The organism is Sphingomonas sp. NFR04 (genome assembly GCF_900114095.1).
Taxonomy (GTDB): domain Bacteria; phylum Pseudomonadota; class Alphaproteobacteria; order Sphingomonadales; family Sphingomonadaceae; genus Sphingomonas.
On record NZ_FORV01000007.1, the window covers coordinates 151808 to 170436 of the forward strand.

General features: G+C 67.3%; 26 protein-coding genes and 1 other RNA gene. 15 read left to right on the plus strand and 12 right to left on the minus strand.

From position 1 onward, the window contains the following. Positions 1-2: 2 nt before the first annotated feature. The 3 genes from BM009_RS18380 to BM009_RS18390 form a co-directional block, all read right to left on the minus strand. Complete coding sequence (locus tag BM009_RS18380) at positions 3-1295, minus strand: homoserine dehydrogenase (protein ID WP_093298414.1); 1293 nt, start codon at positions 1293-1295, stop codon at positions 3-5. A 133-nt stretch (positions 1296-1428) separates the two neighbouring features. Continuing rightward, a complete protein-coding gene (locus BM009_RS18385; protein ID WP_093298416.1) occupies positions 1429-2379 on the minus strand; it encodes an isopenicillin N synthase family dioxygenase in 951 nt (316 codons plus the stop codon). 99 nt (positions 2380-2478) lie between these two features. After that, complete coding sequence (locus tag BM009_RS18390) at positions 2479-2964, minus strand: hypothetical protein (RefSeq protein WP_093298418.1); 486 nt, start codon at positions 2962-2964, stop codon at positions 2479-2481. 104 nt (positions 2965-3068) lie between these two features. Here BM009_RS18390 and BM009_RS18395 point away from each other — a divergent pair, with 104 nt between their 5' ends. The 4 genes from BM009_RS18395 (at position 3069) to BM009_RS18410 (ending at position 5928) form a co-directional block, all read left to right on the plus strand. Further along, positions 3069-4304 carry a multidrug effflux MFS transporter gene (locus tag BM009_RS18395; RefSeq protein WP_093298419.1) on the plus strand — a complete coding sequence of 412 codons (1236 nt, stop codon included), beginning with the start codon at positions 3069-3071 and terminating at the stop codon, positions 4302-4304. A gap of 79 nt (positions 4305-4383) precedes the next feature. Then, positions 4384-4725: a DNA primase gene (locus BM009_RS18400; protein WP_093298421.1), complete on the plus strand. Its 342-nt coding sequence runs from the start codon at positions 4384-4386 to the stop codon at positions 4723-4725. A 110-nt stretch (positions 4726-4835) separates the two neighbouring features. Next, positions 4836-5240, plus strand: a complete 405-nt coding sequence (locus BM009_RS18405; protein ID WP_093298422.1) for an ExbD/TolR family protein — start codon at positions 4836-4838, stop codon at positions 5238-5240. 55 nt (positions 5241-5295) lie between these two features. Then, a complete protein-coding gene (locus BM009_RS18410) occupies positions 5296-5928 on the plus strand; it encodes a hypothetical protein (protein ID WP_093298424.1) in 633 nt (210 codons plus the stop codon). On the opposite strand, the gene BM009_RS18415 is transcribed toward BM009_RS18410, so the two are convergent. Continuing rightward, positions 5929-6135 (minus strand): hypothetical protein, encoded by a 207-nt coding sequence (locus tag BM009_RS18415; protein ID WP_093298425.1) that lies wholly within the window; start codon positions 6133-6135, stop codon positions 5929-5931. Between the two features lie 69 nt (positions 6136-6204). On the opposite strand from BM009_RS18415, the gene BM009_RS18420 reads away from it, so the two are divergent. From BM009_RS18420 to BM009_RS18440, 5 genes are all read left to right on the plus strand, one after another. Next, the gene (locus tag BM009_RS18420) at positions 6205-6606 is read left to right on the plus strand and encodes an acyl-CoA thioesterase (protein ID WP_093298427.1); all 402 of its coding nucleotides are present in this window, start codon (positions 6205-6207) and stop codon (positions 6604-6606) included. 68 nt (positions 6607-6674) lie between these two features. After that, complete coding sequence (locus BM009_RS18425) at positions 6675-7370, plus strand: extensin family protein (protein ID WP_093298428.1); 696 nt, start codon at positions 6675-6677, stop codon at positions 7368-7370. A 39-nt stretch (positions 7371-7409) separates the two neighbouring features. After that, positions 7410-8282, plus strand: coding sequence for an LOG family protein (locus tag BM009_RS18430; RefSeq protein WP_093298430.1), 873 nt, complete (start codon positions 7410-7412; stop codon positions 8280-8282). A gap of 185 nt (positions 8283-8467) precedes the next feature. Next, positions 8468-9277: an ATP-binding protein gene (locus BM009_RS18435; protein WP_093298431.1), complete on the plus strand. Its 810-nt coding sequence runs from the start codon at positions 8468-8470 to the stop codon at positions 9275-9277. 372 nt (positions 9278-9649) lie between these two features. Further along, entirely contained in the window at positions 9650-10276 is a 627-nt protein-coding gene (locus BM009_RS18440; protein ID WP_139216674.1) for a PEPxxWA-CTERM sorting domain-containing protein, read from the plus strand. A gap of 90 nt (positions 10277-10366) precedes the next feature. Here BM009_RS18440 and BM009_RS18445 read toward each other — a convergent pair whose 3' ends face one another. From BM009_RS18445 to BM009_RS18465, 5 genes are read right to left on the minus strand one after another with little or no spacing between them, the layout of a single operon-like run. Continuing rightward, complete coding sequence (locus BM009_RS18445; protein WP_093298434.1) at positions 10367-10900, minus strand: NUDIX hydrolase; 534 nt, start codon at positions 10898-10900, stop codon at positions 10367-10369. 10 nt (positions 10901-10910) lie between these two features. Beyond that, complete coding sequence (locus BM009_RS18450; RefSeq protein ID WP_093298436.1) at positions 10911-11582, minus strand: TPM domain-containing protein; 672 nt, start codon at positions 11580-11582, stop codon at positions 10911-10913. Positions 11583-11584: 2 nt separating this feature from the next. Further along, positions 11585-12481: a TPM domain-containing protein gene (locus BM009_RS18455; RefSeq protein WP_093298437.1), complete on the minus strand. Its 897-nt coding sequence runs from the start codon at positions 12479-12481 to the stop codon at positions 11585-11587. Continuing rightward, positions 12481-12981 (minus strand): TPM domain-containing protein, encoded by a 501-nt coding sequence (locus tag BM009_RS18460; protein ID WP_175488113.1) that lies wholly within the window; start codon positions 12979-12981, stop codon positions 12481-12483. Before BM009_RS18460 ends, BM009_RS18455 begins: the two co-directional genes overlap by 1 nt. Before the next feature lie 26 nt (positions 12982-13007). Next, positions 13008-13598: a LemA family protein gene (locus BM009_RS18465; protein WP_093298440.1), complete on the minus strand. Its 591-nt coding sequence runs from the start codon at positions 13596-13598 to the stop codon at positions 13008-13010. Positions 13599-13744: 146 nt separating this feature from the next. On the opposite strand from BM009_RS18465, the gene mscL reads away from it, so the two are divergent. Next, positions 13745-14203 (plus strand): large conductance mechanosensitive channel protein MscL, encoded by a 459-nt coding sequence (mscL, locus tag BM009_RS18470; RefSeq protein ID WP_093298441.1) that lies wholly within the window; start codon positions 13745-13747, stop codon positions 14201-14203. Between the two features lie 194 nt (positions 14204-14397). On the opposite strand, the gene BM009_RS18475 is transcribed toward mscL, so the two are convergent. Further along, on the minus strand, positions 14398-14829 hold the full coding sequence (locus tag BM009_RS18475; protein WP_066721336.1) for an RrF2 family transcriptional regulator: 432 nt from the start codon (positions 14827-14829) through the stop codon (positions 14398-14400). Between the two features lie 59 nt (positions 14830-14888). On the opposite strand from BM009_RS18475, the gene ssrA reads away from it, so the two are divergent. Continuing rightward, positions 14889-15236: a transfer-messenger RNA gene (gene ssrA, locus BM009_RS18480) on the plus strand. A 63-nt stretch (positions 15237-15299) separates the two neighbouring features. Here the strand turns inward: ssrA and mnmA are convergent. Further along, positions 15300-16412 carry a tRNA 2-thiouridine(34) synthase MnmA gene (mnmA, locus tag BM009_RS18485; protein WP_093298443.1) on the minus strand — a complete coding sequence of 371 codons (1113 nt, stop codon included), beginning with the start codon at positions 16410-16412 and terminating at the stop codon, positions 15300-15302. Positions 16413-16568: 156 nt separating this feature from the next. Here mnmA and BM009_RS18490 point away from each other — a divergent pair, with 156 nt between their 5' ends. The 3 genes from BM009_RS18490 (at position 16569) to BM009_RS18500 (ending at position 17581) form a co-directional block, all read left to right on the plus strand. Next, on the plus strand, positions 16569-16796 hold the full coding sequence (locus BM009_RS18490) for a hypothetical protein (protein ID WP_254772351.1): 228 nt from the start codon (positions 16569-16571) through the stop codon (positions 16794-16796). 104 nt (positions 16797-16900) lie between these two features. Then, on the plus strand, positions 16901-17200 hold the full coding sequence (locus BM009_RS18495) for a CtrA inhibitor SciP (protein WP_066721323.1): 300 nt from the start codon (positions 16901-16903) through the stop codon (positions 17198-17200). Positions 17201-17323: 123 nt separating this feature from the next. Next, the gene (locus tag BM009_RS18500) at positions 17324-17581 is read left to right on the plus strand and encodes a GlsB/YeaQ/YmgE family stress response membrane protein (RefSeq protein ID WP_093298446.1); all 258 of its coding nucleotides are present in this window, start codon (positions 17324-17326) and stop codon (positions 17579-17581) included. A gap of 70 nt (positions 17582-17651) precedes the next feature. Here BM009_RS18500 and BM009_RS18505 read toward each other — a convergent pair whose 3' ends face one another. Then, entirely contained in the window at positions 17652-18377 is a 726-nt protein-coding gene (locus tag BM009_RS18505) for an SIMPL domain-containing protein (RefSeq protein WP_093298447.1), read from the minus strand. On the opposite strand from BM009_RS18505, the gene BM009_RS22710 reads away from it, so the two are divergent. Next, positions 18376-18600 carry a hypothetical protein gene (locus BM009_RS22710; RefSeq protein ID WP_175488114.1) on the plus strand — a complete coding sequence of 75 codons (225 nt, stop codon included), beginning with the start codon at positions 18376-18378 and terminating at the stop codon, positions 18598-18600. The two genes, BM009_RS18505 and BM009_RS22710, sit on opposite strands and share 2 nt — an antisense overlap. The last annotated feature ends 29 nt before the right edge of the window (positions 18601-18629 follow it).

Consider the following 18629-nt stretch of genomic DNA (forward strand, 5'->3'; position numbering starts at 1 on the left):
GCTCATGCGTCGAGAATGTGCATCCACATCGGCTCGCCGGTGAGGCTCTGCGATCCCCGCAGCTTTTCCAGTGCCTGGGCGATGCTCCGCTCCGGCGCCTCGTGCGTGACGATCGCGACCAATGCGCTGCCGTCCGGGCTCACGCCGCGCTGGATCAGGCTCTCGATCGAGACACCCGCATCGCGCATCGCCGCCGCAATCTCCGCCAGCACGCCGACGCGGTCCGCGACGGTAAACCGCACATAGGAACGCCCGCGCCGCTCGCCGCTGTCCGCCGCAGGCTGGGATACCAGCGCCGTCGCCGGCATCGCATAAGGCGGGCCGAATTCGCCGCGGGCGATATCGATCAGGTCGGCAACCACTGCGCTTGCCGTCGGGCCGTCGCCGGCACCCGCGCCCTGGAACAGCAGCCGGCCGACGAAATTGCCTTCCGCCACCACCGCATTGGTCGATCCGGTGACATGCGCCAGCGGATGGCCGAGCGGCACGAGATGGGCATGGACGCGCTGGAACAGCCCATGCGCACCCGCATCGGCGATGCCGAGCAGCCGCACGCGATAGCCGAGCGTCGCCGCCTCGGCGATGTCCGCCGCCAGGATGTGGCGAATGCCGCTTGCCTTGAGGTCAGCGAAGGCCGGCTGGGTACCGAAGGCGATGCTGGCGAGGATCGACAGCTTGTGCGCCGCGTCGATGCCGTCGATGTCGAAGGTGGGGTCGGCCTCGGCATAGCCCAGCGCCTGCGCCTCGGCGAGGATCTCGGCGAAGTCGCGGCCCTCGGCTTCCATCTTCGACAGGATGAAATTGCAGGTGCCGTTGAGGATGCCGTAGACACGGGCAATCTCGTTCGCAGCAGCGCCTTCGCGCAGCCCCTTGATCACCGGCACGCCGCCCGCCACCGCAGCTTCGAACTTGAGCGCGACCTGCGCGCCTTCCGCGGCTTCCGCCAGTTCGAGCCCGTGATGCGCGATCATCGCCTTGTTGGCGGTGACGAAGCTCTTGTTGGCGCCCAGCGCCGCGCGGGCGAGCGCCAGCGCCGGGCCGTCCGACCCGCCGACCAGCTCCACCACCACATCGGCCTTGGCATGGCGCGCCAGTTCGACGGGATCGTCGACCCAGTCGAAGCGCGACAGATCGATGCCGCGATCCTTGGTGCGATCACGGGCGGAAACGGCGACCACCTCAATGGGGCGCCCCGCGCGACGGCTGATCAGCTCGGCATTGGCGTCGAGCAGGCGAATCACGCCGCCGCCCACCGTACCGAGCCCCGCCAGTGCCACGCGCAACGCTTCCGCCATTCCTCGTTCCTTTAAAACTCTACAGCAAGACGGCGGCAGAGCCTTCGCTCGACCGCCGCCTGCCGTCCCTAGCGCCTCTCCTTCCTAGAAGGAAAGACAGATTTTGTCGCGCGCGAGCACCACCACGCGCTGTTTATTTCTTGATCAGCCCGATCTCGACCAGCCGCTCGTGCAGATAATCATGCGCGGTGATCGGCTCCGGGTACCGGTTCGGGTTCTCCGCGCTCACGCAGCCGGGCAGCGTCTTGATCAGGAAATCGGGTGCCGGATGCAGGAAGAACGGCATCGAATAGCGCGAATGGCCGCGGCGCTCGGCCGGAGGGTTGACCACGCGGTGCGTGGTCGAGGGCAGCACATGGTTGGTCAGCCGCTGCAGCATGTCGCCGACGTTGATCACCATCGCACCTTCGGGAGGCTTCACCGCCAGCCACTTGCCGTCGCGGTCGAGCAGTTCCAGCCCGGCTTCCTCGGCACCGAGCAGCAGCGTGATCAGGTTGATGTCCTCATGCGCGCCCGCGCGGACCTCGGGCGCGTCGGCGGCGACCGGCGGATAGTGGAGCAGGCGCAGCACCGAATTGCCGTCCTTCACCGCCGGGTCGAACCAGTCGGGCGCGAGGCCAAGATAGCGCGCCACGGCCGAGAGCAGCTTGTCGCCCGCCGTGTCGAAGGCGGCGAACAGCTCGATGAAGGTCTCGCGGAATCCTTCGGGCTGGTTCGGCCAGACGTTCGGCGCCATCACGTCGCCGAAGCGATGCCCGGCGGCCAGCTCGCGGCCGATATGCCAGAATTCCTTGAGGTCGACATGGGTCGCGCCCTTGGCGATCTCGGTCTTGAACGGGGTATAGCCGCGCGCGCCGCCGCCGCCGGGCAGGAAATAGCTACGCTTCTCCTCCTCGGGCAGCTCGAAGAACGCCTTGGTCAGCGCCCAGGCGCGCGCGATGAGCTCCTGCGGCACGCCGTGATCGCGCACCACGGCGAAGCCGAAGCGCTGGAACGAGCCGCCGAACGCCTGGGCAAAGCCCTCCGGATCGCTGGCCTGGTCCTTCAGCGAAAGCGCCGGGATTTCGGCGAGGGTATCCAACATCACAGTCTCCGAACGCAAAAACCGGCGGTTAGTCCCGCCACCACCGGCCCCACAAGCCTGGGAAGATTCCCAATGGCCGGCGCCCTGTCCCGATCGGGATCAGCGGCCGACCTGCATCAGCCCCTTGGTCTTGGCATCGCCGCTCGCGCTGAGCTGGAGCGCGAAGGGCTGGCCGTCATCGGTGGTGCCGATCAGGTTATCGTCCTTGGTCGTCACCTTGAAGCCCTGCTTGGTCATGTTGTCGCGAAACCAGTCGCGCACCACCGTGGGTGCTGCCGGGCTCTCGAACTCGACGATGACCTGGCCATCCTTGTCGCCCTGGTTGTCGTTGACCTTCAGGTTCTTCAGCGTCGAACCAGGATAGAGCGTCACCCCGTCGATGTCGAAATTCTTCGCGTCGAGCGGCATCTTCGGCAGCGTGATCGAGCCCTGGATGCCCGGCGCCTTGATCTGGATCCGGCCGTTGGCGTCGGTGGAGATGACGCTGTTGCCGTCGCTGTCGTTGCCGTCGAAGTTGATGTTCGCGCTGCCATGACACGCGGCGAGTGCGATCGGCAGCAACAGGGGTGCGAAACGGCGATTCATGCGGATACTCCTGCGGCGGTTGCACATCGCAATGTTGTTGCGCGGGCATCCACGTCAACCGGAAAAAGGGTGACGTTGGGGAAGGCTTGGGCCATGAGCCGGGCATGAACGCCCCGCACCTGAGCACCGCCGCCACCGGCCAGGCGCCGCTGCGCTTCGCCGAGTTCGTCGCCCTTGCCGCGGCGCTGATGGCGCTGACCGCGATCGGCATCGATTCGATGCTCCCCGCCCTCCCGGCGATCGGCACCAGCCTGGGCGTGGAATCGGCCAATCATCGCCAGTTCGTGATTACCGCCTTTCTGGTCGGCTTCGGCACGGCGCAGCTGCTCTACGGGCCGCTCTCGGATCGATTCGGCCGCCGCCCGGTGCTGATGATCGCGCTGGCCAGCTATGTGCTGACCAGCGGCGTCGCGGCGATCTCGGGCAGCTTCACGCTGCTGCTGGTCGCCCGCGTGGCGATGGGCACGGCGGCGGCGGGATCGCGGGTCATCACCGTCGCGCTGGTGCGCGATTGCTATGCCGGGCGGGCAATGGCGCGGGTGATGAGCCTGGTGTTCATCATCTTCATGGCCGCGCCGATCTTCGCGCCGACGCTGGGGCAGATCGTCCTCGCCGCGGGCGGATCGTGGCGGACGATCTTCTGGGGCATCGGCGGGGTCGGCGGGCTGGCGCTGCTGTGGTTCGCCACGCGCATGCCGGAAACGCTCGCCGCCGATGCCCGCCAGTCGCTGGTGCCCGCCCGGGTGCTCGCCGACTATGGGGTGATGCTGCGCGACCGCGCGGCGGTCGGCTACACCATCGCCACCGCGCTGCTCTCCGGCGCGCTGTTCGGCTTTATCGGATCGGTGCAGCAGGTGATGGCCGACGTCTTCCACCGGCCCGATCTGCTGACCACCATCTTCGCCGGGGTGGCGGGGACGATGGCGGTGGGATCGTTCCTCAACGCACGGATCGTGATGCGGCTGGGCATGCGGATGATCTCGCACACCGCCGTCAGCCTGCTCACGCTGATCGCGGCCCTGCACCTCGCCGTGACGGTGCTGGGGCTGGAGACGCTTTGGAGCTTCGCCGCGCTGCAGGCGCTGATGATGGCGTGCTTCGGCCTCGCCACGTCCAACTTCTCGGCGATGGCGATGGAGAAGATGGGCGCAATCGCCGGCACCGCCTCCAGCCTGCAGGGCTTCGTCACCACCATCGTCGGCGCGCTGATCGGGGCGGCGATCGGCCAGGCCTTCGATGGCACCACCATCCCCCTGTATAGTGGTTTTCTGCTGATGGGTGCGCTCTCGCTCGTGGTAGTAGCGGTGACGGAACGCGGACGGATGTTCCGCCCGAGCTGAGTCGGAACGCAGCCGGGGCCAGCGCCGTTGCGCATTCGAACCCCGGCGATCCCCGCCGGGCCAGTGATGAGGTTTGGCGATGAGCGGCACCCAGGGTCCCAGCGACGACGTGTATGACGCGGAAGGCTATGACGAGAGCCAGCGCGCCGAAATTCTCGAAGTGACGGGCGACGGGCCGGACGACGGCGCGCTGCTGACCGACCTCAACCCCGATCTCGGCGGCAGCGAGGACGACGACGACGATCTCGACGAACTGTCGATGGCGGACGACGAGATCGGCGAGGAAGACGACGACGCCGACGAGGATGAGGACGACCTCGACGAGGACGACATCCAGGACGATTTCGACGACGACGATGTCGACGAGGACGATCTCGACGAAGAACTCGACGATCCGGACGACGTCGCGCTGCGCCCCTGACCTTCGGCCGAGGGCGCGCGGCCGATGCTGCGCGCCCTCGGCCGCCTCTTGCGAATGCCTCCCGGCTATGAAATGGTACGTTATACCATTGCAGTGAAGGAGGAGAGGTCATGCCCAAGTTCGTGTCCACCGCCGAGCCCCAGCCGTTCGGCGCGATCAACGTCACGCCGTTCATCGACGTGATGCTGGTGCTGCTGATCGTGATGATCCTCAGCATGCCGATGGCGACCCACAAGGTGCCGGTCGACCTGCCGCAGGGCGGGCCCGCCGCCACCGACGACGCGACGCACCGGCTGGCGATCGACAAGGCCGGCGCGCTGTTCTGGGACGGCACCCGCCTCGCCGACGCCGCGCTGCCGGCCAAGCTGGCGGGGCTGCGTAGCGATGCCGCGGTGCTCCAGCTGCAGACCGATCCGGAAGCCCGCTACGAACGCTTCGACGCCGTCCTCGCCGCGATCAAGCGCGCCAACATCGTGAAGCTCGGTTTCGTCGGCAACCAGCCGCTGGCCGATTGAGGAACCGGCGCATCCGGTGGCTCGTTCGCATGTTCCCGTTTTGGAAGAGACCCGGATGCGCCTGACTTCTGCCCTGCTTGCCGCCTGTTCGCTCGCCGCCTGTTCCTCGGGACTTCCGCCCGCGGCCGACAACACGACCAACGTCGCGAGCACCGCCGAGATCAACCAGACCGCGCCGGCAGCGACCGAGCTCGCGCCCGGCAACGAGCAGCTCGAACCGCTCGACCCGCCCGCCCCCGGCCAGCCGGGCGGCCTGCCCGACGACCGCACGCCGGTCAGCGAGGCCAAGTTCACCCCCGACAGCGCGCAGGGCGCGGCCAATGTTGTTCAGACCTATTATGCGCTGATCGAAAGCGGGCGGTACGACCAGGCCTGGGCGCTGTGGAGCGACGGCGGCAAGGCTTCGGGCGGCGATGCCAAGGCGTTTGCGGCGCGTTTCGCCCCCTATTCCGAATATCACGCCAATGTCGGCGCGCCGGGGCAGATCGAGGCGGGCGCGGGCCAGCGCTACGTCACCGTGCCGGTGCAGGTCTATGCGCGCATCAAGGCGACGGGCAAACCCTTCTACCAGCTCGGCGAGGTCACGCTGCATCGCGCCGGCGACATCGACGGCGCCACGCCCGAGCAAAAGGCCTGGCACATCCGGGCGATCAAGTTCCAGGACGATCCGGGCAAGCCGGCCCAATAATCAGCCGCCGATCACGTTTCGGAGCAGCGCCAGATCCTCGTTGTCGACCGGCTGCCCCAGTACATCGGTGGCATTGTCGGTCGGCACGGCAGGTATATGCGACGTGCCGACGCCGGCGACGCTCACCGCCGTCCACAGCACCCCCGCCGCCCAGAGCAGTGCCGCCCAGCGGCTGCGAAACAGGGCGGAGGGGCGGCGCGGCAACATGGCGCGGACCCTGCTCCCCTTTGGGTGAAGGTCGCGCTACGCTCCATGGTTACCGCCTGAGGATTCGTGATGCCCCGCTTCTCCCGCCAGATCACCGCGACGCCTGCCGACATCGACGTGCTCGGCCACGTCAACAATGCCGTGTGGGTGGTGTGGATCCAGGACATTGCGGTGGCGCATTGGGACAGCCTCGCCACGCCCGAGGAGCAGGCCGCCTATGTCTGGGTGATCACCCGGCACGAGATCGACTATCGCGGCAATGTCCGCGCGGGCGAGACGGTGACCGGCGAGACCTGGGTGCCCGAGCCGCCGCGCGGTGCCCGCTTCAACCGCCATGTCCGCTTCCTCGGGCAAGACGGCAAGGTGCGGGTGGAGGCGGTGACCAGCTGGGCGCTGCTCGACCGCGCTACCGGCCGGCTGCTGCGCGTCCCTGCCGAGCTCGGCGAGCGCTTCATCGAAGCGACGCGCTGACAAAACGAGTCGCCCGAGCGACGAACGGTGGTTCGCGCCGCCACCGAAGTCGCGTAGGGTGCACCGCCATGGCGTTCTCGCGTGTGTTTCCGCTGGCAGTGCTGGCCCTGCCCCTGCTGCTTTCGGCTTGTATCTTCGGCAGCGGCGGTGGCGACAAACGACCGGCTCCGGCCCCCACCCGCCCCCGCGGCAGCCCGCCGATCACGCTAAACCGGCCGACGCCGCGCGACACCCAGCAATGCTTCACCGACCTCTCCCGCGCCGGCGTGCGGTTCAGCGCAATGCCGGATCGCGACTATGGCGGCGGCTGCATCGTCGAGGGCGCGGTGCAGCTGATCGACATCGGCGTGCCGGTGGGCGGCGTCAAGGGCATGCGCTGCCCGCTCGCCCGTGCCTTCACCGGCTGGGTGCAATATGCCGTGGCGCCTGCGGCGCGGCAAATCCTGGGCAGCGACCTCGTCCGGGTGGATACGTTCGGCACCTATGTCTGCCGCGCCATTGTCGGCAGCGCGCAGGCGTCCACCAAGCTGTCCGAGCATGGGCGGGCCAATGCGGTCGACGTCTCGGGCTTCGTGCTCAAGGACGGGCGGCGGATCACCATCCTCAAGGACTGGCAGAACCAGGACCCGGCGGTCCGCAAGTTCCTCGAGACCGTCCATGGATCCGCCTGCAGGCGCTTCGCTACCGTGCTGAGCCCCAACTACAATTACGTCCACCGCGACCATTTCCATCTCGATATGGGGCGCGGGCCCTTCTGCGCCTGAGGCTTTCCAAGCGGGGCGGATGCGCCTAATCCGCGGTCAATGAGCGATACGAGAGTCCCGTCGCGCGTCTTCCGCCCTGCCCAGCAGGAAGCCGAAGCCGCCAACACCGCCACCGGCACCCCGCAGACCGAGCATCCCGCCTACCGGCTCGCCTTCCAGGACATGGACTTCCTGCTGCGCGAGGACCTGCGGCCGATCCGCTTCCAGCTGGAGCTGCTCAAGCCGCAGCTATTGCTGGACGAGGCGAACATCGCCTCCACCTTCGTGATCTACGGCTCGGCGCGCATCCCCGAGCCGGCCAAGGCGGAGGCGGTGCTGGCGCTGGCCGAAACCGAGCAGCAGAAGCGCATCGCCGAGAGCTTGGTAGCCAAGTCCAAATATTATGACGTGGCGCGCGAACTCGGCCGGCTGGCGAGCAACTTCCCGGTCGACGCGGCCGGCAAGCGCCACTTCGTCGTCACCTCGGGCGGCGGCCCCTCGATCATGGAAGCGGCGAACCGCGGCGCGCGCGACGTGGGCGCGGAGACCATCGGGCTCAACATCGTGCTGCCGCACGAGCAGGCGCCGAACCCGTATGTCACGCCGGGCCTGAGCATGCAGTTCCACTATTTCGCGCTGCGTAAAATGCACTTCCTGCTGCATGCGCGCGCGGTCGCGGTGTTCCCGGGCGGCTTCGGCACCTTCGACGAGAGCTTCGAGCTGCTGACGCTGATCCAGACCGGCAAGGTGGATCCGATCCCGGTGCTGTTCTACGGCAAGGAGTTCTGGAACCGCGTCGTCAATTTCGAGGCGCTGTGCGACGAAGGCGTGATCTCGCCGCGCGATCTGAACCTGTTCCGCTTCTGCGAAACCGCCGAAGAAGGCTGGGAAATCGTCCAGGACTTCTGGCGGAACAAGGAAACGGCGGGCTGATCCCGATCCTCCCCCGGAGGGGGAGGGGGACCGCCGCCGAAGGCGGTGGTGGAGGGGTGTCCCGCTCGTGGCGGAAGGGCGCCCACCAGCGTCGACACCCCTCCGTCGCGCTGCGCGCGCCACCTCCCCTTCCACGGGAGGATGGATGGGCTCGCACCCGCGCTGCATTGCGCTATAGCCGCGCCATGACCGATCCGCTGATCCGCATCGCCGAGGCGCTCGAACGGCTGGCGCCGCCCCCCGCCCCGCCCGCCGATCTGGAGGCGCATCCCGCCTATGTCTGGCGCGGGCGCGACATCGTGCCGGCGCGCGCCTTCGCCCCCACCCCGCTCACGCTGCTCCAGGGCGTGGAGAAGCAGCGGATCGCGCTGCTCGCCAATCTCGAACGGCTCGCCGCCGGCCATGCCGCGCAGGACGTGCTGCTGTGGGGCGCGCGCGGCACCGGCAAGTCCGCGCTGGTCAAGGGCGCGGTGGCCGAGGTCCAGGCGCAGGGCGGCCGGCTGGCGCTGGTCGAGGCGGCGACCACGCATCTGGAAACGCTGCCCGACCTGTTCGCGCTGCTCGCCACCACCGATCGCCCCTTCGCGATTTTCCTCGACGATCTCGGCTTCGATGCCGCAGCCGATGCGCGCGCGCTGCGCTCGCTGCTCGAGGGCGGCGCCGAAGCGCGACCGGCGAACTGCCGCCTGCTGGTCACCTCCAACCGTCGCCACCTGCTCCCCCGCGACATCGACGCGCAGGCGAGCGCGATCAACCCGCGCGACTCGATCGACGACGATCTGGCACTGGCCGATCGCTTCGGCCTGTCGCTGGGCTTCCACGTCGTCGACCAGGACACCTATGTGGCGATCGTACGCGGCTATGCCGAGGCGAACGGCCTCCGCTTCGACCCGCAGGACGCCATCCAATGGGCGACGCGACGCGGCAGCCGGTCAGGCCGGGTCGCCTGGCAATATGTCGTCGAGCTGGCAGGGCGGCAGGGCAAGCGGCTCTGAACGTCGCACCCAGGCACGTTTTTCGACTAGATTGTCTCGAAAAAGCACAGATTTGTTCGCTTTGCAGGACGAGCGGAAAAGCGACATCGCGGTTGCAGCAACGTTGCGATAACGTTTCGATTGAGTGGCTGGGAAGAGGTTTTCTCCACCCACATCGTGATTAGCGAGCGATCGTTTGCACACGCAGCATGGCCTGAATGTACCGGAAACCAAGCCAGGTAGGGCTCGCTTGCTCGGCGCCGCACAATGCAAACCTTCGCACCTTCATTGATGAGAACGTTATTGTTGTTCCCTTTCATAAACTTAACGTCGGGTTAACGGCCGCAGAGCCGAGTCGCTCACATCGCCGTTAACAAAGGAAAGGGTGCGCCAATGCGTATTCATACGAAGATTGCTGCCGCGGCAGCCTTGTTGTGCGCGGCCGTCCCCGCGCAGGCCGCGCAGATCCTGGGACAGATCAGCTTCAACGGGTTCGTTCGCCCGGTCGGCGCCACCAACATGGGCGCCGCCACCGGCCTCGACTTCTACAACTTCGGCATGCCCGGCACGTCCACGGGCGATGGCGGTGCACCGGGCACCATCTTCGCTGCGCTGGGCACGACCGGCGTGTTCTCGGGCATCACCTGCATCGGGCCGTGCGGCACGATCAAGGACCTGCCGACCTTCACCGGCGGGCCGATCGCGTCGTTCTTCGACATTGGGTCGTCGATCTTCTTCGACCTGAGCTCGATCCAGTCGGTCACCTACTCGGCGGACAGCGCCGGCGGCAGCCTCAAGCTGATCGCATCGGGGACCTTCCGCATCGCCGGCTATGACGACACGGCGGCCATGCTGACCCTGACCACGCAGGGCAACGGCGCAACCAGCTTCTCGGCAACCGCGCTCTCGGCAGTGCCGGAGCCGGCGAGCTGGGGCCTGATGATCGCCGGGTTCGGGATGATGGGCGGCATGCTCCGCGCCTCGCGCCGCTCGGTGAAGGTGCGCTACGCGAGCAACTGAGCTCCCAGCCTCCCTGGTAGCGCGAACCCCGCCGGAGCGATCCGGCGGGGTTCGTCGTTTCATGGCGAGTAGATGCCGATCGATACGCTCTCAGCCGTTGCCGCGCCCCAGCAGCGCGCCGCTGAGCACCAGCAGCATCTTCACGTCGACGCCCATGCCCTGCGCGCGGCACTCGGCGATGAACGCCGGCAGCCCGGCCATCGGCACATGGTGGACCTTGATGTCCTCGCCGTCGACGCCGCCGCCGTCGCCGATGCGGGTGAGGCCGTGGACGCGGACCAGCGTGAAGCTCTCGCTGACCATGCCGGGCGACGCGAAATACTCGCCGAGTTCCTCGACGCGGTCGCAGGCATAGCCTGCTTCTTCCTCAAGCTCGCGGCGGGCGGCCGCCTCGATCGTGTCACCTGCCTCGGTGTCGCCGACCAGCCCGGCGGGCAGCTCGATACAACGGCGGCCAAGCGGCACGCGATATTGCTCGACCAGGATCACCCGGTCCTCATCGTCGATCGCGACGATCACGACGGCGCGGATGCCGCCGGTGCGCCCGACATATTCCCATTTGCCCTGGCGGAACACGGTGATCCACTTGCCCGCCCAGGGGGTCTCGATCGGTTCGTCGGTCATGGGGACGCCCTTAAAGCTCGATCAGCCGATCGGGAAGCTCGTTCACGTCATCGTCGGCGCGGGGGAAATGCGGCGCCAGGATGATGCCGATCTGCGCCACCGCCGCGGCCATGCCGTCCGCCGGTCGGCCGTCCTTCACCTCGGCGAGCAGGGCGGCCATCGCCGCACCCCAGACTTCGGGCGCCACTTTCGAATGGATCGCCGAATCGGCGATGATCTCGGCACGGTGCTCGGCAAGGCTCAGGTACAGCAACACGCCGGTCGACCCCGTCGTCCGCTTCTCGGCGGCGGTGCGGAACAGCGCGAGCGCCCGGGCATGAACCCGGCGCGTCTTGGTCGATCCCGGCGCGAGCGCGATCCGCAGCGCGTCCCTGGCGAGCGCGACGCGCACGAGCAGGAAGGTAAGCGCAATCACCACCAGTGCGGCGGTGAGGTACCAGTGCGCCGGCACGGTCTGCGCCCAGGGATCGATCAGCCGGGTGTGCAGCCATTCGATTGGCCAGGGCTGCCAGGCGAGCAGTGCCAGCACCAGCAGCATGGCCAGCACCGCCCAGTGGAGCGCGACATCGGCATAATCATCCGAGCGCCGGGCGAGCACTGTGACGATCTCGCCGCTGGTGCCGGACTCGGCTAGTTTCACGGCCGCGGCGACCTTGGCGCGGTCCTGATCGGTCAATCGCATTGTCACCAGCTCCCCGAAGCGCCGCCGCCGCCGAACGACCCGCCGCCGCCGGAGAAGTCGTCGCCGCCGCTGTCGCTACCGCCGCCGCCCCAGCTGCCGCCGTCGCCGCCGCCTCCCCAGCCGCCACCGCCGCCCCAGCCGTCGTTGCGGCGCCCGGCCTCCCGCCCGATTTCGTTGGCGATGGTCCACAGCACGATCGGCAGCATGCCGCTGCCATGGTCGCGATCGCGATAGGCCTGGCCGTCCCACGGCCCGGGCCGGCGCCGCCCACCGAAGCGCGCGAGCATCGGTACCAGGATGACGACCAGGATGATGAACCAGAACAGCAGTCCGATCGGCAGTCCGCCGCCCTGCTTGTGCCGGCTCCGCGCCTTGGTGGCTGCGTCCTGTGCTTCCTTGGCCTTCTGCTCGGCAGCCTCGAGCGGCTGCTTCAGCTGTTCGCCGATCGCCTGTGCGCCGGCGACGATGCCGCCCGCCATGTCCCCGGCCTTGAACCGGGGCAAGATGATGCCGTTGATGATCCGGCTCGACAGCGCGTCGGTCATGACCGGTTCGAGGCCGTAGCCGACCTGGATCGTCACCCGACGCTCGTTCGGCGCAACGAGCAGGATGATGCCGTTGTCGGCCCCCTTCTGGCCAGCGCCCCAGGCACGGCCGAGCTGATAGCCGTAATCGGCAATCTCATAGCCCTGCAGGTCCGGAATCGTCACGACGTAGAACTGCCGGCTGGAGGCCTGCTGCACCTCCTGTGAAAGCTGGGTGAGCTGCGCCACCTGCTCGGGTGAAAGCAGGTGCGCATCGTCGACCACGCGGCCGGTCAGCTTGGGGAAAGTCGGGTCGGCGAGGGCCGGAAGCGGGGCCAGCACGAGCAGGGCCAGCAGGAAACGCAACAGGATCATTAGCTGATCTCACGAAGAATGGAGGTGACGGCGGCATCGATGCCGCCGTTCCAGTCCCCGGCACGGAAGCGGGGAATGACGTCGCGATGGAGGATCATTACCGCTTCCGCATCGGTGAGGCTGTTCTCTAAGCCGAAACCAACCTCGATCCGCGCCCGGCGCTCGTTCGGGGCGATGAGCAGCAGTACCCCGTCATCGTAAAAGCGCCGCCCAATTCCCCAGCCATTCAAAAGGCGGAGGCCCAAGGATTCGATGCTCTCACCGACGAGGCTGGGCACGGTGACGACCACAAGCTGATGGCAGGTGCGGGCTTCTGCCACTGCCAATCGTTGCGAAAGGGCCGTTATGGCCTCTGCGGAGAGAAGGTGCGCGTTATCTACAACGCGCCCCGTCAACTCGGGGAGCGGTCGTACATCCCTTGTCGCTACGACCACGGGCGGCGCAGGCTGCACCTCCGCTTGGGAGTGCACCTTTGCCGCCGCGCAGCCGTGCAGCAGCACGGCGCTCGCAAGGAGCGCCGCGTGGATCAGCTGCCGTTCCCGAAGTTCACCGTCGGCGCGACGTCGGCGCCCGCCTTGGCCTGGAACGGCGTCATCGGCTTGGCGCCGTAGAAGACCTTGGCGCCCACCGCGTCGGGGAAGGTGCGGATGCGGGTGTTATAGTCCTGCACCGCCTGGTTGTAATCGCGGATCGAGATGGTGATCCGGTTCTCGGTGCCTTCCAGCTGGCTCATCAGCGTGGTGAAGTTGCCCTGGCTCTTGAGGTCCGGATAGGCCTCCACCGTCGCGAGCAGCCGCGAGAGCGAGCCGCCGAGCTGCTGCTGTGCCTGCTGGAACTGCTGGACCTTGGCCGCATCGGTCAAGTCGTTGGCGGTGACCTGTACCGAGGTCGCCTTGGCGCGCGCATTCATCACGTCGGTCAGGATCTTGCCTTCGGACGCGGCGGCGCCCTTCACCGTCGCGACCAGGTTCGGCACCAGGTCGGCGCGGCGCTGATACTGCGCCTGCACGTCCGCCCACTTCGCCTTGGCATTCTCCTCGGCGGTGGGCACGCTGTTGAGTCCGCAGGCCGAGAGCGACAGGGCTGCGATCGGCACGAGTGCGGTACGAAACTTCATGGGGAAGCAACCTCCAAATCCCATCAACGGGGTGTCTTATACGACGCCTACACCGGCGGGAGGAAGCGAAATCGGACGTTCGGGGGTTGGCCTCTGTCCCTGACTTCGGCAAGGTCGCGAAGCCTTCGCTATGGGAGAGATTGCGAATGTTGAAGGAATTCAGATCGTTCATCGCGCGCGGCAACGTGCTCGATCTGGCGGTGGGCGTGATCATCGGCGCGGCGTTCGGCAACATCACCAAATCGCTGACCGACGACATGATCATGCCGCTGGTCGGCTGGATCTTCGGCGGGGTGGACTTTTCCGGCTATTTCCTCCGGCTCGGCGCGATCCCGCCCAGCTATACCGGCTCGCCGTCCAACTATGCCGCGCTCAAGGCGGCGGGCGTGCCGCTGATCGGCTTCGGCCAGTTCATCACGGTGGTGATCAACTTCCTGATCCTCGCCTTCATCGTCTTCCTGCTGGTGCGCACGGTGAACAAGATCATCACCGCCGCCGAGCGCGAGAAGGCGACCGGTGCCGCGCCGCCTGCCGCCGATCCGGCCGATGTCGTGCTGCTGCGCGAGATTCGCGACGAGCTGAAGAAGCGCAACGCGGGGGCTTGAGGGTTTGGCGGGGCCTCGCCCCTCAAGTTCGTCATTCCCGCGCAGGCGGGGATCCATTCGCCTGTGCGCTCGAGGAAAGAACCGCGACGTCAGCGCCAATGGATCCCCGCCTGCGCGGGGATGACAGTGGCTTGGTGCGCAGGGCATCCGGCCTTCCCGCGGCAGCAAGGCCGCGGCGCGACGCATCCAGCGGCTCAGGCCGCCGCCAGTTCCTCCGCCGCGGCATCGGCCAGGCTGGTGCCGTCGAGGATGCGGGCGGTTTCGTCGCGCACCCGGGCCATCGCGCGGCGGATCGCGCAGGCGGCCTCGTCCTTGCAGTCGTTGCACGGGCGATAGGCGGTGCGGCTGACGCAGGGGACCAGCGCCAGCGGCCCTTCGATGACCCGGATGATCTCGCCCAGCGAGATTAAGTGCGCGGGCCGCGCCAGGCGATACCCGCCCATCTTGCCGCGAGTCGAGACGAGGAAGCTCGCCTCGCGCAGGTCGGCGAGGATCAGCTCGAGGAATTTGCGGGGTACGTTCGCCTCGGCGGCGATGCGGTTCATCGGCACGGGCGCGCCGGCGATCGGCTGTTCTGCGAGGAAGAGCATTGCGCGGAGCGCGTAGCGGGAACGCTGCGTCAACATGATGCATTCTCCATGCCAACCGAATGGGGCGGTGTGAAGGCGCTTAATCCGTGCAACCTGACCTTTTCATTAAGCGCAAACGCCCTATATAGGGTTTTGCCGGGTTCGCCCGGCTATGGCGATAAACAATGGCGTATAATAGATGCAGCGGACCCGGGGGCAGTACCCGGCGGCTCCACCATAAAAGGTGGTGTATCTGGACACCGTTTCTGACGGGGCCGAACCAGGATCGACGTGTATTGAAAAGCGCTGTCTTCGCTCGGAATGGGACCACCGCAACGGCCCATTACACAAGTGCCAACGATAACGAAGCACTCGCTATTGCGGCGTAACCTCACGGCTTAACGGCCTAAGGTTATTCTAAAATGCGCGGTTCGGGCCACACCGGGCAACAGAAGTGGATTCCAGCGGCCGCCAGGGGGGCCGGGCAACAGAACCCCCTGGACCTTAGCGTCCAGCATCGAACGAGGTCAGGCCGCAAGCGCCGCCTGTGCCCGCTCGGTTTCCGCGATCCAGCCGCCACCCAGCACGCGATCCCCCGCATAGAGCACCGCGGCCTGCCCCGGCGCCACGCCATATTCGGGCGTCTCGAACACCACCCGGTCGCCCTCCATCCGCGCCGGCACCGGCTTGGCGAGGCTGCGCACCTTGGCGGTCATCGGCCCAGCATAGTCGCCCGCCAGCCAGTTGATATTCTCCAGCCGCGCCGCGCCCACCGCCAGCGCCCGGCGCGGGCCGACGACGACCCGCCGCGTCTCGGGCTCCAGCCGCAGGACATAATAGGGTTCCGGCGCACCGCCGATCTCCAGCCCGCGGCGCTGGCCGACGGTGAAGTGGATCAGGCCGCGATGCTCGCCCAGCCGCACGCCGCGCTCGTCGACGATCTCGCCGCCCGCCTCGGCCTCGGGACGCAGCTTCTTGACCAGGGTCGCATAGTCGCCGTCTGGGACGAAGCAGATGTCCTGGCTGTCGGGCTTGCCGGCGACGCCCAGCCCCAGCTCGGCGGCGAGCGCGCGCACCTCGGGCTTGGGCAGCCCGCCCAGCGGAAAGCGCAGATAGTCGAGCTGGGCCTGCGTCGTCGCGAACAGGAAATAGCTCTGGTCGCGCGCGGGGTCGGCCGCGCGGTGCAGCTCGGCACCCTGTGCACCCACCACCCGGCGAACATAATGGCCGGTGGCGAGGCAGTCCGCACCCAGGTCGCGGGCGAGCGCGAACAGATCGGTGAACTTGGGCCCCATGTTGCACTTCACGCACGGGATCGGGGTGCGGCCCGCCATATATTCGTCGGCGAAGTCGTCGATCACCTGGGTCTGGAAGCTGCTCGCATGGTCGAACACGTAGTGCGCGATGCCGAGCTTGTCGCACACCGCGCGCGCGTCGCGGATGTCGCGGCCGGCGCAGCAGCTGCCTGCGCGGCCCACCGCCTCGCCATGATCGTAGAGCTGGAGCGTGATGCCGATCGTCTCCGCCCCGCTGCGCGCGGCGAGCGCGGCGACGACGGAGGAATCGACGCCGCCCGACATGGCGACGACGATGCGCCGCCCCGAAAGCGGCTCGGCTAGCTGGAAATCACCGGCGTTCATGGCCGCCCAGATAGGGCAGCCCCGCTCCGGATGCCACCCGGGGCGCTCGGAAACCTGCCAGACATGGAAGTTAAGCCGAGGTTTTCGGCGCCTTTACGGCCCTTTCAGCACTCGCCGCTTATACTGCGCGCTCGAAGGACGACTGGAAACGCATTGGTGGACTTGAGTTTTGCCCATCCGAACCGCGACTTGGGCGCTGCGATACTCCCGACGGGACTCGCGGTGCTGATGGCGATGGTGACGAGCCGGCAGGCCGCCAGCCTCACCGCGCGAATCCAGACCCGGCTTTCGATGCCGCTTCCCGTGGCAGCGCTGCTTGCGCCGGCCGATGGCTGTTTCCATCGCGCCGCCGCAACCGCGCTGCACCAGTGGGGAGAGGCGTGAAGCGCGCGTTTACCTTGCCATTTTAGCCGATGTTCAAGGCAGGCCGGTAAAAGTCGTTTCACGGTTGCGTAACAGGGGCGGCCGGCCCCGAAGAGGTTTGGTAGATGATTGAGAACCAGAAGATCCGTCCTGCCAAGGTGATCGGTCCGCTCGGCGAGCCGCTGACCCTGGACAGCCTGCCGCCGCCGAACACCACCCGCTGGGTCGTGCGGCGCAAGGCCGAGGTCGTGGCCGCCGTCAATGGCGGGCTGCTGACCGTGGACGAGGTGTGCGATCGCTACGGCCTCACCGTCGAGGAATTCGCCGGCTGGCAGCGCGCGATCGATCGCTCGGGCATGCCGGGCCTGCGCGTCACGCGCATCCAGCACTATCGTTCGTTGTACGAGCGCCAGCAGAAATTCTGATATTTTCGTTTTTCGGCACGAAAGTTCCCTTGACAACGCAAAATATCGCCACGGAACCAAATACGCACGTCGCGGATTTTCCTTTACGTTGCCCGGGTCGCCGGGCTTGTAAAGGAGGGACCAATGGTAGGATTTATCGTTTGGCTCGTCATCGGCGGCGTCGTCGGCTGGCTTGCTAGCATCATCATGCGTACCGATGCCCAGCAGGGCGTCTTCCTCAACATCGTCGTCGGCATCGTCGGCGCCTTCGTCGGCGGCCTGCTGTTCGGCGGCAACATCAACAGCGGCGTGATCACCCCGATGACCTTCCTGGTCTCGCTGGTGGGTGCGGTCATCCTGCTGGCGATCGTCAACCTGGTGCGTCGCGGCGCGGTGCGTTAAGCATCCCGCTTCCACCAGACCAACAAAAAGGGCCGTCCCAGCCGGGGCGGCCCTTTTTTTCATGTCCGGATCATTTCAGCAGGAAACGGACCGAGATGCTGGCGGTGACCTTCTGCTCGCCGGGCACGATCGCGGTATCGGCTTCGGCCATCATCGCCTTGCCGCGCATCAGCATCGGCACCGGCTGCGGCATCTGCGGCATGCCCGCTTCCGAGATCAGCAGGATGCGATCGACCTTGAGCCCCGCTGCCTGCGCATAAAGCGTCGCGCGCGCCTTGGCCTTGGCGATCGCGTCGCGCCGCGCCTCGTCGAGCGCACCATCCTCGTCGGCGAGCGTCAGGTTCGGGCCGGAAATGTTGTTGGCGCCCTGGGCGACCAGCGCGTCGAGAATCGTGCCGCTCTTCGCGACGTCGCGGAAGCGCACGGTGAGCTGGTTCGACGCCTGATAGCCGGTGATCACCGGCGGCTTGTTCTCCTGATAGCGATATTGCGGCGCGAGATTGACCGAACTGGTCTGCAGGTCGCGCTCGGCGATGCCGGCCTTGCGCAGCGCGCCCAGCACCGCGGCCATCCGCGCGGCATTCTGCTGCATCGCCTCGCCGGCAGTGCCGGCGGTGGTGACCACCCCGGCCTGGATCAGCGCGAGATCGGGCACGCGGGTGCTGGTGCCCTCGGCCACGATGTCGAGCACGGTGCCGTCGGCCGGGATCGGCTGGGCGGCCGGCTGCACCTGCGCGAAGGCCTGGGGCGAAGCGGCCAGCGCGAGCAGCGCGGCGAGCGGCAGAGAGCGGATCATGGGAATGTTCCTCCTGTTGTTTGTCGTCATCCTGCACCGGCTTGTCGACGCCTGCACACGAACGCAGGCTGAACGAAGCGGCGACGACAAACGATTGGCATTACTTGCAAGCCCCCGCAGATCGGGCGCTTTTTCTTTGGTGTCACTTGCGTGCGTGCATGCAACCGGGCATGCCGCCGCGCGTTGCTACGCCGGCCTTGCCGCCGGTGATATATTCCTATAATACAGTGCGACGAGGGGCGTGTACGCGCT